Annotated in this window: 13 protein-coding genes; 4 read left to right on the top strand and 9 right to left on the bottom strand. The window is 63.7% G+C overall.

From position 1 onward, the window contains the following. Nucleotides 1–29 precede the first annotated feature (29 nt). Nucleotides 30–932 (top strand): AraC family transcriptional regulator, encoded by a 903-nt coding sequence (locus AC1DXM_RS29985; RefSeq protein WP_477238894.1) that lies wholly within the window; start codon nucleotides 30–32, stop codon nucleotides 930–932. Nucleotides 933–957: 25 nt separating this feature from the next. Here AC1DXM_RS29985 and AC1DXM_RS29980 read toward each other — a convergent pair whose 3' ends face one another. Then, nucleotides 958–2,475 (bottom strand): winged helix-turn-helix domain-containing tetratricopeptide repeat protein, encoded by a 1,518-nt coding sequence (locus AC1DXM_RS29980; protein WP_477238892.1) that lies wholly within the window; start codon nucleotides 2,473–2,475, stop codon nucleotides 958–960. A gap of 254 nt (nucleotides 2,476–2,729) precedes the next feature. Between AC1DXM_RS29980 and AC1DXM_RS29975 the strand changes: the two genes are divergently transcribed. The 3 genes from AC1DXM_RS29975 (at nucleotide 2,730) to AC1DXM_RS29965 (ending at nucleotide 4,891) form a co-directional block, all read left to right on the top strand. After that, the gene (locus AC1DXM_RS29975; protein ID WP_477238890.1) at nucleotides 2,730–2,960 is read left to right on the top strand and encodes a DUF1127 domain-containing protein; all 231 of its coding nucleotides are present in this window, start codon (nucleotides 2,730–2,732) and stop codon (nucleotides 2,958–2,960) included. Nucleotides 2,961–3,035: 75 nt separating this feature from the next. Further along, the gene (locus AC1DXM_RS29970; RefSeq protein ID WP_477238888.1) at nucleotides 3,036–4,196 is read left to right on the top strand and encodes an MFS transporter; all 1,161 of its coding nucleotides are present in this window, start codon (nucleotides 3,036–3,038) and stop codon (nucleotides 4,194–4,196) included. A 272-nt stretch (nucleotides 4,197–4,468) separates the two neighbouring features. Then, nucleotides 4,469–4,891: a hypothetical protein gene (locus tag AC1DXM_RS29965; RefSeq protein ID WP_477238886.1), complete on the top strand. Its 423-nt coding sequence runs from the start codon at nucleotides 4,469–4,471 to the stop codon at nucleotides 4,889–4,891. Nucleotides 4,892–4,978: 87 nt separating this feature from the next. Here the strand turns inward: AC1DXM_RS29965 and AC1DXM_RS29960 are convergent, their stop codons facing one another. From AC1DXM_RS29960 to AC1DXM_RS29925, 8 genes are all read right to left on the bottom strand, one after another. Continuing rightward, complete coding sequence (locus tag AC1DXM_RS29960) at nucleotides 4,979–6,193, bottom strand: NAD(P)/FAD-dependent oxidoreductase (RefSeq protein ID WP_477238884.1); 1,215 nt, start codon at nucleotides 6,191–6,193, stop codon at nucleotides 4,979–4,981. Nucleotides 6,194–6,287: 94 nt separating this feature from the next. Then, complete coding sequence (locus tag AC1DXM_RS29955; RefSeq protein ID WP_023667887.1) at nucleotides 6,288–6,452, bottom strand: DUF3309 family protein; 165 nt, start codon at nucleotides 6,450–6,452, stop codon at nucleotides 6,288–6,290. 272 nt (nucleotides 6,453–6,724) lie between these two features. After that, nucleotides 6,725–8,611: an ABC transporter ATP-binding protein gene (locus AC1DXM_RS29950; RefSeq protein ID WP_477238882.1), complete on the bottom strand. Its 1,887-nt coding sequence runs from the start codon at nucleotides 8,609–8,611 to the stop codon at nucleotides 6,725–6,727. Continuing rightward, a complete protein-coding gene (locus tag AC1DXM_RS29945; protein ID WP_477238880.1) occupies nucleotides 8,611–10,473 on the bottom strand; it encodes an ABC transporter ATP-binding protein in 1,863 nt (620 codons plus the stop codon). The genes AC1DXM_RS29950 and AC1DXM_RS29945 overlap by 1 nt, the downstream gene beginning before the upstream one ends. A 209-nt stretch (nucleotides 10,474–10,682) precedes the next feature. Next, complete coding sequence (locus AC1DXM_RS29940) at nucleotides 10,683–11,456, bottom strand: SDR family NAD(P)-dependent oxidoreductase (protein WP_477238878.1); 774 nt, start codon at nucleotides 11,454–11,456, stop codon at nucleotides 10,683–10,685. Nucleotides 11,457–11,560: 104 nt separating this feature from the next. Next, on the bottom strand, nucleotides 11,561–12,895 hold the full coding sequence (locus AC1DXM_RS29935) for a dihydroorotase (RefSeq protein ID WP_477238876.1): 1,335 nt from the start codon (nucleotides 12,893–12,895) through the stop codon (nucleotides 11,561–11,563). Further along, complete coding sequence (locus AC1DXM_RS29930; protein WP_477238874.1) at nucleotides 12,880–13,833, bottom strand: polysaccharide deacetylase family protein; 954 nt, start codon at nucleotides 13,831–13,833, stop codon at nucleotides 12,880–12,882. The genes AC1DXM_RS29935 and AC1DXM_RS29930 overlap by 16 nt, the downstream gene beginning before the upstream one ends. A gap of 12 nt (nucleotides 13,834–13,845) precedes the next feature. Continuing rightward, nucleotides 13,846–14,862: an NAD-dependent epimerase/dehydratase family protein gene (locus AC1DXM_RS29925; RefSeq protein ID WP_477238872.1), complete on the bottom strand. Its 1,017-nt coding sequence runs from the start codon at nucleotides 14,860–14,862 to the stop codon at nucleotides 13,846–13,848. Between the last annotated feature and the right edge of the window lie 7 nt (nucleotides 14,863–14,869).

Raw genomic sequence — 14,869 nt, 5'->3', positions numbered from 1 at the left:
CTTGCCATTTGTTCGGAACAGTCCATTCCATGGTCGATCCGCTCTCCGAAATCATTGAACTGCTCCGGCCTCAAGCCGTGTTCACAAAGGGCATCAGCGGCGCCGGCCGTTGGGGCGTCCGTTATGGCGATTTTGGCCATCCGAGCTTCGCCATCGTGATCGAGGGTGCATGCCGATTGGCCGTCGATGGGCAACAGCCGCTCACGCTGGAGGCCGGCGATTTCATCCTGCTGCCGAAGACGCCGGGCTTCACCATGACGGGTTTTGAGCCCGTGATACCCGAGATCATCGATCCGCACGTCGCGGCGCTCTCGGCTGAGGGTGAAGTTCGCCACGGCGACCAGGATGGCCCGCCGAGCGTGCGTATCCTTGGCGGTTACTTCGTCTTCGATAGCGAGGATTCCGGACTGCTGGTTTCGCTGCTGCCGGATCAGGTCCATGTCCGCGGCGTCGAACGCCTGTCGATCCTGGTGAAGCTGTTGATCGAGGAAGCGGCCCGACGCCAGTCGGGGCGCGAGCTGGTGTTGACCCGGCTGATCGAGATCCTGCTGGTCGAATCCTTGCGGCTGACGCAAACGCCGGATGCACCGGCCGGACTGCTGCGTGGCCTGGGGGACGTACGGCTGGCCGAAGCCATCCGGCAGATGCATGCCGATCCGGCTCGCCCCTGGACGATGGCGGAACTGGCAAAGGAAGCAGCGCTCTCCCGGTCGGCATTCTTCGACCGCTTCAGCCGCAGCGTCGGCGTGCCGCCGATGGAATATCTGCTGGCCTGGCGCATGGCGCTTGCCAAAGACATGCTGCGTCGACAGGAAATCGACATCGCCGAAGTTGCAGAGCGTGTCGGCTACGGTTCGGCGAGCACCTTCAGCACCGCCTTCAGCCGCCATGTCGGCCAGCCGCCCGGCCGCTACGCCAAGGCGACGGCATAGTAGGCGGCAGGTCGCCGGCGGTCCGTCACTCCGGAAGGCCGGCCTTGCGGAAGCCATCGACGAAATGCTCGAGCGTGGCAGTGTCGCGGAGTGGCTCGGTCATGACCCAGTAGCGGGTCGTGAAATGCGGGTTGGCGACGAGGAACATTTCGACCTCCGCCCGCGCCTCATCAAACCGGCCGAGTTGGGCAAGGCTTGCCGCCAGGAAACGGCGTGAGCTTGTGCGATAGGTCTCTTCTTTGCGCAGCGTCTCGACAGCGGCTTCGTAGTCGCGCGCCGCATATTGCGCCTGGCCGAGCATCAGATAGTACCAGCTTGCCGGAAACGGGTTCAGCCGGAACGCCTTGCGAATGTGCTCAAGGCCCTCCCCGACCTGCCCGGCCAGGACCGCGATGTCGGATAGTGTCGCCCAGGCGTCGGCCTCGTTCGGATCGAGCTCGAACGCCTTGGCGAATTCCGCATCCGCCTCGTCGAATCTGCGCTCATAGGCCAGCAGGTTGGCGAGCACCCAGCGACAGCCGGCATCGTTGGGATCGATCGCCACAGCTCTGCGCGCCAGCTCCAAGGCAATGCTACGGTTGGGTTCAATGGGTTCGCCCCAATGCACCCATCCCATCCAGTGGTTCATGGCAAGCCAGCGATAGGCCTCGGCGTACTCCGGATCGAGGGAAACCGCGCGCGTGAGCATCAGATGGGCTTCCCGCGCCGTCTGCGGCGACTCCTCGATTAGCTTGCGCGCCCGCACGCAGAGATCATAGGCCTCGATATTCTTGGGCCGATTGCGCGGCGGCGGCGCGCGCAGCCGGCCGAGCAGGGCCTCGACGATCTTGGCCGTCACCTCGTCCTGGACGGCAAAGATGTCTTCCAGGCTGCGATCGAAGCGTTCCGCCCACAAATGTTCGCCACTCACGGCGTCGACCAGCTGTGCGTTGATGCGCACGCGCCCGGCGGCACGTCTGGCGCTGCCCTCCAAGAGATAGCGCACGCCAAGTTCCCTGGCGATCTCGCGCACATCCACCGCTTTGCCCTTGTAGGCAAAGGTCGAGTTGCGCGCGATGACGAACAGGCCGCCGATCCGGGACAGGTCGGTGATGAGGTCTTCGGTCAAGCCGTCGGCGAAGGCTTCCTGCTCGGGGTCGTTGCTGAAATTGGCGAAGGGCAACACGGCTATCGACGGTTTGGCGGGCAGCGCCAAAGCCTGTCGCTTTGCATCGCCGAGCTGTTCAATGGCGCCGGTGAAGCGATAGCCGACACGCGGAACCGTCGATATCCATTCCCCGCCATTCGCGGCCGGACCCAGCAGCTTGCGCAATTGCGCGATCTGGACCGTGAGGTTGCCTTCCTCGACGGCCGTGCCTGGCCATGCCGCGTCCATCAACTCGGCCTTGGCCAGGATCTCGCCGGGCCGGGCGACGAGCGCCGCCAGCAGTTGCAGTCCGCGATGACCGGCGGCGACGGGGACATCGTCCCGAAGGAGCGTTCCCGCACCCGGATCAAGCACGAACGGACCAAAGGCAAAGCGCGCTCCTTGCATAACGCGCATCTATATAGAGCAATTCCAGGAAAAGTGTGAGGCGGTTTTCCCCGGGGGAGCGCGTAGCGCTTCCCTGAGGAATTGCGTCAAAACAAAGAGTTAGATCACTTCGCCGTTTCGTGAAACGGCGAAGTGATCTAACCGGTTTGGAAGTTTTGAGAACTATTTGGGAAGGCTTAATTACGGCGCCGTCCGCATGCTGCAGAATTCAGCCTCTTCCAAACCGAGGGCTCTCTTGCCCCTCAAGCCGAATGGAGGTTGCCATGAACGATATCCTTGCTTCTGCCCCGACCGCCTGGCTGGAAAAACCCGCGGCGTCATCGCGCCGGTGCCTGACGGGCCCGCGCAGCATGATTGCGGCCTGGCGTGAGCGGATACGCTTTCGCTGGGACCTGAAGCAGAAGGCTGAGGCCAATCCGCATCTGATCGACGATATCGGCCTGACCAGACGCCAGGTCGAGGCAGAGATCGTCAAGCGCTTCTGGCAAGCGTAGGCGAATGCCGCGAGTAACACCGGTTTGCCGCGATTTGCACTTGCCGGAACTTGCCGATCCTGCTTCGAAGGCTGCATGAGCGCCGAAGACACGACGTCACCGCGCGAGCTCCCATGGGCCGCGATGGCCGGCATCATCGCCACCGTCACGGTGTTCGCGGTGGCGCAGGGGCTAACCTATCCGCTGCTCAGCTTCATCCTGGAACGGCAGGGGACGACACCGGGCCTGATCGGCTTCTCGGCGGCGATGACGCCCCTGGGTTTCATCGTCTCGTCGCTCTTCACGCCTGCGCTGGTGCGGCGCGTGGGTGCGGCGCGCTTTGCGGTTCTGTGTTCGATCCTGGCAGCGACCGCCTTGATCGCGATTGCGTGGACGCAGGACGTCTGGGCCTGGATGCCGCTGCGCTTCCTGCTCGGCTTCTTTGCCAACCCGCTCTACATGATCAGCGAAACCTGGCTGGTCTCGATCACGCCCGCCGCACGCCGGGGCCGCATCATGGGCCTTTATTCCTCCATTGTTTCGGCCGGCTTCGGCCTCGGCCCGCTATCGCTCGGCCTTGTGGGCACGCAAGGGTGGCCGCCCTTCCTCATCGGCAGCGCGGCCTTCCTGGTCTGCGGCCTGATCGTGCTTGCGGTCGCGCCGCGCCTGCCCGACATGCCGCGTGAGGGCGAGGCGGTATCGGTCGGCGGCTTCTTCGCCCTGGCGCCGCTGCTTCTGTTCGCGGTTTTCACCGCTGCCGCCTTCGAGCAGGTCCTGCTTTCGCTGTTCGCGGTCTATGGCGCCGCGCTGGGCAGCACTGAGCAGCGCATCGCGTCGCTCATCACCTGTTTCATCGCCGGCAATGCTGTGCTGCAGATCGTGCTCGGGCGCGCGGCCGAACGGTTCGGCTCGACGCGGATGATGCTGTTCTGCGTCCTGGCGTGCCTGGCCGGTTGCCTGCTGTTGCCGTTGCTCTTCGCTACCTGGCTGATCTGGCCGCTTTTCTTCGTCTGGGGCGGGGTCTCGTTCGGCATCTACACGCTGTCTCTGATCCAGCTCGGCGAGCGTTTCACCGGCCAGGCCTTGATCGCCGGCAATGCCGCCTTCGGAATCGTATGGGGCATAGGCGGCATCGTCGGCTCGCCGGTGGCCGGGCTGGCAATGCAACTGACCGGGCATCAGGGACTGCCATCGTCGCTCGGCCTGCTGTGCTGTGTGCTGGTGGTGTTTCTGATGGCAGCGAGACGGCGGGTTTGAGCGAGCTCAGGCGTAAGGCGTGCCTGCCATTGCGGCTTTCAGGCCGATGCTGCCCTTGTCGACAAGCGCGAGAAAGGCCGCGCTCGCCTGACGGCTGTCCTGTGTTTCTCGAAACGTCCGATGCGCCTTCGCGATGAAGGGCTTCTGCCCATCACCCGGACCTCTCGCTCTGTAGAGCCTGCGATCGCGTAGATCTCCGTCAGTAAAGCCGCTCACACTCCAGACCTTGCAAATATGCTATGCTCACCCGGACGTAACAGGGAGAGGTATCGATGAAGAAAGCTTTCCTGACTGCTGTCATTGTCGAGATAGCATTTCTAGGCGTGGCGACAACGGCGTCATTGGCAGATGATCTTCCCGCCTTGAACTCGAAGTGGCGTGAACCGCAACACGGAACCTGCCTGGAGATTACTCAAATTTCAGATGCACTTCCTGGACCGGCAGGCTGCGCTCAGATTGCCGGTCGGATGAAAGACGATCTGATGATCGGTTATGCCTGCAAAAGCGGATCGGACATCAGCTTTTTCTCCGGGCTGCAAACCGACAATTCCATAAAGCCTGATATTTTCATTGGCCGGTATAGCGCGGAAGCCATAATCGCCCAATACTGCACCAGAATTACCAACGACTGGCCTCCAGAATATGATTGCAGAAATGAAATGACGTTCAAAAGCGTCAGCAGTTGCACACCCTGAAATGCACTGGCCGGTTGAAGACGGAAGCTTCATCCGCGGTGCTGTAGAACTCATTGCCTGAACCGCGGCGTGGGCGAAAGCGTCCGATCAGGATCGGCTGAATGAAAACAGCTTCGCGTCCGCATCTTCTACACCGCCGATCGCCGAGGCGACGATCTCCGAAGCGATCTGCGAGAAGGTGATGCCGTTGCCGCCATAACCCATCACGGCATGGATGCGCGGATGCCGGGGCAGGGCGCCGATATAGGGCATGCCGGTGCTGGTCGTTCCGAACGAGCCGGTCCAGGCGAATTCGGGCCGCGCGTCGAGCCGCGGCAGCAAACGATGCAGCTTCTTCGTCAGACGCTGCGCCTTGTCGGCGATCAACTCATCGCGGCGTCCCTCGTCGGTGAAGTCCTCGTCCTCGCCGCCGCAGATGACGCGGCCATCTTCCGTCGCGCGCAGGTATAGGTATGGCTCCGACGCCTCCCAGATCAGCGCCGCGCCCGGCCATATGTTTTTCGGTTGCGGCGCCGTGGCGATCGCCCAGGTCGACACGACGCTGTGCGCGGTCTTCGGGATGATGTCGGTTAGCTCGTAACCGGTGGCCAGCACCAGATGCCCCGCGGTGATCGTCGGCCCGAGACTGGTGGCGACGACGACCTGATCGCTTCTGTCCTCGATCGCTGTCGCCTGCACCGGCGCATAGAAACGCGCCTTGCGCTGCAGGGTTTTCAGCAGCAGGCCGGCAGTCAGTTTGCGCGGGTCGAGCGCGAGATTGCCGTGACTAAGAATGGCGCCGGCACGGTCGATGCCGAAGCTGTCGGTGAGCGCCTTGCGGGTGAGGTAGCTTGCGCCGATGCCGACCTGCCGGCGCGCCTCTGCCTCGTCGCGCAGTGTAGAGGGGTCGAGCACATCGCCGGCGACATAGAGTGCGGAAGATGGTGTCAGGTTGCAGTCGATGCCGAGTTCGGCGATCCGACCGCCAAGGTTGGACACCGCAAGGCGCGAGCGCCGCCATGCCTGTCCGGCATCGGCCTTGCCGACCATCGCCGAAAGTTTCGTCAGCGGCTGATCGAGTTCGAACTGCACCAGGGCGGTGGTTGCCGAGGTCGACCCCAGCAGCGGACCACGACGGTCGATGCAGATGACAGAATGACCGGAGGCGGTCAGCGTTTCGGCGACCATGGCGCCGCTGATCCCCATGCCGACGATCAACACGTCGGTCTTGACGTCGCGGGTCAGTCTTTCCGTCGGCACCGATGGCGCCCGATAGGCAAACCAGACCGGCCGGCCGCTGCGCAGGTCGAGTTTGCGGGCCACCAATGTCTCCAGACGCCGGCAAAGTCTGCCAACCAAAGGTCTTCAAGCGAAGAGCGGCCGCCGTAGCTCCGAGCTTCGGTGGCCGCTGGCGACGCTATATGCGTCCGAGAACAACCAGGATGATGACGATGATCAGCACCAGCCCGAGACCGCCGCCGCCATAGTAGCCGGTGCCGTAAAACGGTCCGCCGCCGAGGCCGCTGAAGCCGCCGAGCAACGCGATGATCAGGATGATAATAAGAATGGTACCCAGGCCCATATGCCGTCTCCTTGCGCTGCCGCGCCATTCACGCCGCGCGGCTTCGAAGGAAGAAACTCGCGGCAAGCCTTCCTGTTCCCACGTCTCGGTTCTGTTTGACGGCTAAGGAGCCAACGGCAGCGGATTGCCGGCTTTTCAAGGCACGGTCTGCGACTCATAGAACGCGCCGGTAGGCGGCGGGCGTGACACCGAGTTGCGCTGGAAGGCACGACAAGGAATATTCGCAACTCCGCCTGGCGGTAGCGGCGGCAGTCGAGTTCAGCCGGCGGCAATCACGTCGCCTCGCCGGCCGGTGCGCTTATGTCTTCCTCGGCAATGTCGTCGAACGAGGCGTAGTTCATGTTGTAGAGTCGCGCGTAGAGGCCTTTCGCCGCCATTAGCTGGTCGTGATTGCCGCTTTCGACGATCTCGCCGTTCTGCAGCACGATGATGCGGTCGGCGCCGCGGATGGTGGCCAGCCGGTGGGCGATGACCAGCCCGGTGCGGCCTTCCAGCAGCGTGAGCAGCGCCTTCTGGATCAGCATCTCGGTGTAGGAATCGATGCTCGCCGTGGCCTCGTCCAGCACCAGGATCTTGGCGTCGGCGACCAGCGCGCGCGCAAAACTGATCAACTGGCGCTGGCCAAGCGAGAGATTGCCGCCGCGCTGTTCGAGCTCGGTGTCGTAGCCGTCGGACAGATGCTCGATGAAATCGTGCGCACCCACCGCTTGTGCGGCGCGCACCACCTCTTGGCGGGTTGCTGATGTCTTGTGGTAGCGGATGTTTTCCAGCACCGTTCCCGAAAACAGGAATGGCTCCTGCAGCACCATCGCCACCTGATCGCCGAGCGAGTCCTGCGTCACGTCGCGGACATCGTGCCCGCCGACCAGCACCTCGCCCGACCAGACATCGTAGAAACGGTGCACCAGCGCCATGCAGCTCGACTTGCCCGATCCGGTCGGCCCGACCAGGGCCACGGTCTCGCCTGGATTGACGCGGAACGAGACATTTTTGAGCACCGGCTGGTTCTGCCGGTAGCCGAAGGTGACGTTCCGGAATTCGACCGAACCGTCCATGTCGCGCGTCAGCGCCACCGCGCCTTGCCTGTCGCTGACGTCGACCGGGACGTCGAGCACTTCGGAGATGCGCTGGCCCGAAGCCATGGCGCGCTGCATGACCGAGTACTGCATGGTGAGCGAGCGGATCGGGTCGAAGAAGCGCTGGATGTAGAACAGGAACGCCACCATGACGCCGATGTCGAGGCTGTGCGACAGCACCATCGAACCGCCGACGACAATGACGGTGGCCATGGCGATGCCGGTCAGCGTGTCGACGATCGGCACCATCACCTGCGCATACTTTGCCGAGGTCAGATGCGTCCTCAGATTGGCCAGCACCTTCTCGTCATAGAGATCGAAATTGACGTGCTGGCGCTCCAGGCTCTGCACGGTGCGAACGCCATGGATGCCTTCGGCGAGTGCACCGTTGGCGATCGAATTGGTCTCGTGCGCGGCCATGAAGGCGATCTTGGCGCGCGGCAGCCAGAACAGGCGCACGATGAACAGCGCCGGCATGGTCGACAGCGTCAGCAGCCCAAGTCGGAAATCGAGCCACAACAGAACGCTGACGATGCCGAACAGAAGCACGATGTCGCCCACCGACATGACAGAGGTCTCGAGGAATTCCTGCATCGAATTGACGTCGCCTTGCAGGCGCGACATCAGCCGTCCGACTTCGGTCTTGTCCATGAAGCTCAATGAGACGCGCTGCAGATGGCTGAACATGGCACGGCGCAGGTCCGACAGCACACTCTCGGCCACCTTGCCGACGACGCTTTCCTGCACATAGCTGGCGGCATAGTTGATCAGGATGATCAGTGCGAAAGCGCCGATCGCCCAGTTCATCACCGAGCGGTCTGCCTTGCCTGCCGCCATGCCGTGGTCGATGGCGTAGCGGATGACCAGCGGGATCGCCAGCTGCGTCAGCGTGAACACCAGCACCGCCGCAACCGAGATGAAGATCCGGCCCTGATACGGTTTTACGAAGCTCCAGATGCGGCGCACGATGCGCGGATCGTAGACCTTGCCGAAAACCTCTTCCTCGTCGCGGTGCGAGCCGACCACGGCCTTGGTCGGCCGGCCGCTGGTATCTTCTTTCTCGTCGTCATTCTGTGTCGACATCATGCGGCTCCCACGGCCACAGGCAGGTCGTCATCCGGCCGCAGCTGCAGGTCGTAAAGCGCGCGGTAGCGTCCGCCCTGCGCCAGCAATTCCTGGTGCGTGCCGCGTTCGGCGATGCGGCCGTTCTCAACAAACAGGATCTGGTCGGCATGCATCAGCGAGCTCAGCCGGTGCGAGATGATCAGCGTCACGCGGTCCTTGGCGAAGCGCTTCATCGCCGTTCGGATCCGCTGCTCGGTGCCGGCATCGACGGCCGCGGTGGAATCGTCGAACACCAGAACGGAAGGTCGCAGCATCAGTGTACGGGCGATGGTCAGGCGCTGCCGCTGGCCGCCGGAAAGCGACGCGCCGCGTTCGCCGACGACCGTGGTGTAGCCGGCGGGAAGGCCGATAATATAGTTGTGCAGTTGGGCATATTCGGCGGCCTGCCCGATGCGGGTCTCGCGCGCCCAGGGATTGCCATAGGCGATGTTGTTCTCGATCGAGGTGGTGAACAGGAACGCGTCCTGCTGCACGACGCCGACCGCTTTGCGCAGCGACTGCAGCGTCACCGCGCGGATATCCTGCCCGTCAATGGTGATCGCACCAGACGTCACGTCATAGAAGCGCGGGATCAGATGTGCGATGGTCGACTTGCCGCTGCCCGGCGGGCCGACAATGCCAACGGTCTCGCCGGACCTCGCCTCGAACGAGATGCCCGACAGCGCCGGCCGGCCGCCCACGCCCGCATAGCGGAAGCCGACATTGTCGAAGCGCAGCACGCCTTCGCTGACGACGAGATCCTTGACACCAGGCGCATCCTGGATGTCGAGTTCGGCGTCGAGCAGTTCGAACAGCCTGGTGCCGCAGGTCGAGGCGCGGGCGAACGAGTTGACCATCAGGCCGAGCTGGCGCACCGGCATCTGCAGGATGGTCATGAAGGTGAGGAACTGGGCCAGCGTGCCGACGCTGATCTCGCCGGCGATCACCTTCTGGCCGCCGAACCACAACACCAGCCCCATGGCCGCCAGGAAGGAGAAATTCATGGCGCTGGTGTTGGAGACGCGAATGTCGACGCGCTCATTGGCAAGCTCCAATGCCGACCGCTTTGCGCGGTCGAACTTTTCCAACTCATGCCGCTGCGCGGCGAAGGCGCGGACGACGCGGATGCCGCCGAGATTCTCGTCCATCACCCGGCTCAGCACCGACAGCCGCTCCTGCAGCGTCAGCCAGGTGCTGCGCAGCCTGAGCTGGGTAACCGAGGACCGCCAGGCCACGAACGGCACGAAACTGAGGCTCAAGAGCCCGAGTTCGAGGTCGGTGCTGATCAGCAGGTACGAGCCGACGCCGATCAGCACGCCGAGCAGCACGACGCGCAGTATGCCGGTGGAAAAGAACATCCGCACGCCGTCGAGGTCGAGCAGGCCGAGCGTGATCAGGTCGCCGGTATGCACCCGGTCATGGAAGGAGAAACTCAGCCGCTGGATCTTCTCGTAGAAGGCGAGCCGCAATTCATAGCCGGTGCGGTGGCCGACGGCCTCGCCGTAATAATTCTGCGCCATGGTGAAGAGGCCGCGCAGGATGCTGACGACGAGCAGCGTGATCGCTGTCGTCCACAGCGCCTGCTCTGCCGCCGCGCCGCCGCCGGCCTGCATCACGCCTTGCGCCTGGTCGATGGCGTGGCCAAGCAGGCGCGGGATGAACAGCTGCAGCGTCGCGGCGATGAACGTCGAGACGATGGTGATCGCCACCTGCCAGGGATGGCGCAGCGTCATGCGCACGATGCGCAGCAGCGTGCTGAGGCCCTTGCCCCAGGACGCCTCCGCCACATGGGCAAACGATTTGCCGCGCTTCGCCGCGCCGCTGGTTGCATCCGTATTCAAGGAAAAATATCCAGCCCGATCCGGACATTAGCCCGGACGAATGAAAGCAGACTCAGTTTCAGATGCTGGGATGGTACGCCTCCATTTTGGCCGTTCAAGGGCCAATGACGGCATCGCACTGTGCCTGTAGGGTGGCGCATGACCATATGAGCTGGCGCTAAGATTGCAGGTTTGGCTTATGGCGCATTACGAGGCATTGTTCCGCACGATCAACCCGCCATCCAGCCGCCATCCACCATCAGATTGATGCCGGTGACGTAGCTTGCCATATCGCTGGCAAGAAACAGCGCGGCACCAGCGACGTCATTCGGGGTGCCGAGCCGCGGCCAGGGCGTGCGGCTGCGTGAATAGGCGAGCGCATCGGGATCGTTGGCGACACCCGGCTTGCCGGTGATGATCTTGCCGGGCGCGATCGCATTGCAGACGATGAGGTCACCGGCGTGGTCGACGGCGATCTGCCGCGTCATCTGCACGATGGAGCCCTTGCTCACCGAATAGGGAAAATCGCCGGGGCAGGCGACCATGCCGTGCTGCGAGGAAACGTTGATGATGCGGCCGCGAACTTCGTTCACCGGCGCCTGGGTCAGCATCTGCATGACGGCGCGCTTGGAGCTGTAGAAGAAGCCTGTGAGGTTGACGCCGATCACGCGGTTCCATTGCTCAGGCGTGGTCTCGACCAGGTTGGTGCTGGTGTAGATGGCGGCATTGTTGACCATCACATCGAGCCGGCCGAAACGCGCGGTCGTCGCGCCGACCAGCGCATCGACCGCGTTCCAGTCCGCAATGTCGGTCGCGACATGCATCGCTGTCCCACCGGCCGACTGGATCAGATCGACGGTGCTCTGGCCGCCTTCGATCGGCAATTCGGCGATATCGGCAATGACGACGGCAGCGCCTTCGGCCGCGAATTTCAGCGCGATGGCGCGGCCGATGCCGGAGCTTCCTCCAGTGACGATCGCGACCTTGTTCTCGAGCAGCGGCATTTTTTCTCCTTTGAGCAAATTCCAGGAAAGTGTGAGCGCTTTCCCTTGGGGATTGCGTAAAACAAGAGGTAGAGCGGTTCGTTTCCCTAAAACGGTGAGCCGCTCTAGTGTTCCCGGCGCACGACCTTGCCTTGCCCCGCACCGGTCAGCACCTGATCGCGCACGATCTGTCGCCCACGCAGAAACACATTGGTCAGCCGCGCCTTGACGCTCCAGCCGTCGAACGGCGTGTATGCCGCGCGGGAAACCTGATCGGCGTCCGAGATGGAACTGGACAGGCGCGGGTCGACGATCAGCAGGTCGGCGTCGTAGCCGGTGGCGATGCGCCCCTTGCGCTTGCCGAGCCCGAAACGCTCGGCCGGATTGCGCGCGCACATCCGCACCACATCAGCATAGCTAATCAGCCCCTCATCAACGAGCTTCAGCATCACCTGCAGCAGCGTCTGCAGCCCCGGCATGCCGCCGGGGATATCGGCGAAAGCGGTGTAGGCGGCGGCCTTCTCGGCCAGCGCATGCGGCGCGTGGTCGGTGGCGACGATATCGATCAGCCCACCCTTCAGGGCCGCGCGCAAGGCTTCGACATCCTGCCGCGACCGTAACGGCGGCGAGCCCTTCAGCCTGGCGCCTTGCGTCTCGTAATCGTCGGCGGTGAAGAACAGGTTCTGCGGTGTGGTCTCGACGCTGGCATCCGCCCTGTCGCGCAGCCGGCTCCACGCTTCGACGCCCGGTTCCGAATTGATCTGCCGGACATGGATACGCGCGCCGGTCGCGGCGGCGGCAAGCACGGCGCGCGCAACGCCGCCGGCTTCCGCCAGCGGTGGCCGACTGTCGAGAAAGGCCGCGATGGTCCCCGTCTTGTTGCGCTCATTGGCGCCGGTCAGCATCGATTGATCGCCCGGCGAAATGCCGATCAGCGTATCGGCATGGCCGAAATGTCTGAGTGCCTCGGCAACCATCTCGAAATTGCGAAACAGGAAGGCCTCCGGCACATCGGAGGTGAACAATTCGAACGACACCGGTGCGAGCGCGAGCAGGCCGGCAATGCGCGACAGATCGCGGCTGACCACGGCCTGGAAGCCGACATCGACATGGAGACGGCCTGTCGCCGTCGCCATCTTGTCGGCGAGCTGTTCCGCGCTGGCCGTCCATGGCTCGTCGGTCGGCATGTCGAGCACCGTCGTGACGCCACCAAGTGCCGCCGCATGGGTGCCCGAGGAAAAATCCTCCTTGTGCGTGAGGCCAGGCTCGCGCAGATGCGCATGCGCGTCGACCAGGCCGGGCAGGAGCAGGCAGCCCGAGGCATCCACTACCGTCGCGGCTTCAGCTGTTCCGCCGGGTGTGATCAGCGCCGCGATCCGGCCGCCGACAATGCCGACATCGCGCCGTTCCTGCCTCTCGGCGTTGACAACGGTCGCGCCCCTGATCAGCGTCTCGAACATGCGCCTCGCTCTCGTGAGCCGCGCCGCTCGAAGCCGGCATGGTTCTCCAGCCAGAAGCGGGCAATGTCTTCGCGCCGCATGAAGGCAGCGTCCGGTTTTGTCTTCACGTGCTCGATCACTTCGCGCAGCCCCGAGGCACGGTTGGGCTGGCCCATCCAGCGCGCATGGATGCCGATCGTCAGCATGCGGCCGCCGGTCTCGTCGGCTTCGTCGAGCATATAGTCGATGGCCGAGCGGCAATCCTGCGCGAAGTCGCGCGGATTGCTGTAGCCCGGCGCGACGAGATAGCGGCTGTCGTTGAGGGTCTTGGAATAGGGCACGACCAGGATTTCCGCGCCTTGGTGGTTGAGGAAATACGGCAGGTCGTCATTGCACGGATCGGAGTGGTAGAGAAACCCGCCTTCGCGCACCAGCAGATCGCGCGTGTTGACGCTCGGCAGCGAGCGGCAGTTCCAGCCCAGCGGACGCCTGCCCATCAGCCTTTCGTAGAGCGCAATCGCCTCGTGCAGCTGGCGCTCTTCCTCGCTGCGCTCCATCGTCGTGTAGTCGATCCAGCGCAGCCCATGGCCAAGCAGATCGTGCCCGCGCGCATTCATCCATTCGGCCACCGTCGGGTTGCGCTCCAGCGCGACCGCGCAGGCGGAGACGGTGATCGGAATGTCGTAGCGGTCGAACAGCCGCGCCAGCCGCCAGACACCGGCCCGGCTGCCATATTCGAAATGGGTCTCGGTGCCGAGGTCGCGCACCGGCGGGCTGGACGTGAGATTATACTCGCCCCAATTGTCGTTGCGGCCGTCCTCGAGCCAGGAGTACTCCGAGCCCTCTTCGTAATTGAGCACCAGATTGATGGCGAGCTTGACGCCGCCCGGCCAGGTCATGAAAGGCGGATGCGGGCCGTAGCCGACGAAGTCGCGCGGTTGCTGAAAATCGGTCGGCATCGCTCTAGCTCCTCAGCGTTCGTTGGCGGCGATCCAGTCGATGTAATCGTGGAAGGCCTGCTTCGCCGGCGTCGGCCGCCAGTCGGTATCACGCTCGATGCGGGCAAGGTCATATTCGCCCCACATGCCCGTCTTCAGCGTTGCGTTCATGACGATGTTCGCCGTCTCTTGCGGGCTGACTTCGCTCTTCAGGCCGGGGAAGCGCTCGGCAGCCCAGCCGATGAAGTCGCCGACCGTCTGCGTGCCGCCGCTGCCGATATTGTAGTGCCGATAGCGCAAATCTTCGGCATCGAGCAGCGCCATGACGGCCCTGGCGACGTCGCTCGACAGCACATAGTCACCGAGCGGCTCGAGACTGTTCGGCCGGATCGTCTCGTTGCTGAGCGCCATATGCGCGATGCGGTTCGGCAGATGGCGCACATTGCGGCTGCCGGTGACGCGGTCCATCGGCCCATAGACCGAGGACAGCCTGACCGAAATGGCGGACAGACCGAACAGGTCGGCATAACGGTTGGTGACCATTTCCGCGGCGAATTTCGAGATGCCATAAAGCGTCAGCGGCGCGACATAGCCATCCTCGGGCAGCGGCTCGCCGGCCCAGTCCGGCCCGTTGTGGCGATAGACCGAACCGGAGCTCACATAGACGAAGCGCTTGATGCCGGGGCGGCCGCGCGCCCATTCCAGCATCCGCACCGTGCCCATCAGATTGACGTCGACGATGGTCGCCGGATCGTTGGCCTCGGGAGGCTGCGTCGGGTCGCTCGGGCGCGAGTTCGGCGTCACCGTCGCGCCATGGACAATTGCGGTGATTCCATGCGCGTCGAGTGCCGAAGCCCATTGCTTGGGATCCAGTATGTCGGCGGTCAGCACGGTTAGGCGGTCGCGCACCGGCGCGAAGAATTTTTCCGCAATCGCGTCGAGCCCCGACCGGTCGAGGATAACGGCGCGGGCGTGCGGATCGCTGTTCAGCCATTCACGCGCTACCACGCTCATGACAAAGCCGGTGCCGCCGGTGACGAGAAGCGTCATGGGAACT

This window comes from Mesorhizobium sp. P3_A2 (assembly GCF_056403115.1).
Note: the sequence above shows the minus strand (reverse complement) of the source record. Positions and strands in the feature narration are given on the sequence as shown.

Bases quoted from the DNA above. Each gene is read 5' to 3' on its own strand.
- AC1DXM_RS29955 (WP_023667887.1), bottom strand. From the start codon at position 6,452: ATGGGCCTGGGTACCATTCTTATTATCATCCTGATCATCGCGTTGCTC.
- AC1DXM_RS29935 (WP_477238876.1), bottom strand. From the start codon at position 12,895: ATGTTCGAGACGCTGATCAGGGGCGCGACCGTTGTCAACGCCGAGAGG.
- AC1DXM_RS29925 (WP_477238872.1), bottom strand. From the start codon at position 14,862: ATGACGCTTCTCGTCACCGGCGGCACCGGCTTTGTCATGAGCGTGGTA.
- AC1DXM_RS29975 (WP_477238890.1), top strand. From the start codon at position 2,730: ATGAACGATATCCTTGCTTCTGCCCCGACCGCCTGGCTGGAAAAACCC.
- AC1DXM_RS29965 (WP_477238886.1), top strand. From the start codon at position 4,469: ATGAAGAAAGCTTTCCTGACTGCTGTCATTGTCGAGATAGCATTTCTA.
- AC1DXM_RS29985 (WP_477238894.1), top strand. From the start codon at position 30: ATGGTCGATCCGCTCTCCGAAATCATTGAACTGCTCCGGCCTCAAGCC.
- AC1DXM_RS29970 (WP_477238888.1), top strand. From the start codon at position 3,036: ATGAGCGCCGAAGACACGACGTCACCGCGCGAGCTCCCATGGGCCGCG.
- AC1DXM_RS29940 (WP_477238878.1), bottom strand. From the start codon at position 11,456: ATGCCGCTGCTCGAGAACAAGGTCGCGATCGTCACTGGAGGAAGCTCC.
- AC1DXM_RS29980 (WP_477238892.1), bottom strand. From the start codon at position 2,475: ATGCGCGTTATGCAAGGAGCGCGCTTTGCCTTTGGTCCGTTCGTGCTT.
- AC1DXM_RS29950 (WP_477238882.1), bottom strand. From the start codon at position 8,611: ATGTCGACACAGAATGACGACGAGAAAGAAGATACCAGCGGCCGGCCG.
- AC1DXM_RS29930 (WP_477238874.1), bottom strand. From the start codon at position 13,833: ATGCCGACCGATTTTCAGCAACCGCGCGACTTCGTCGGCTACGGCCCG.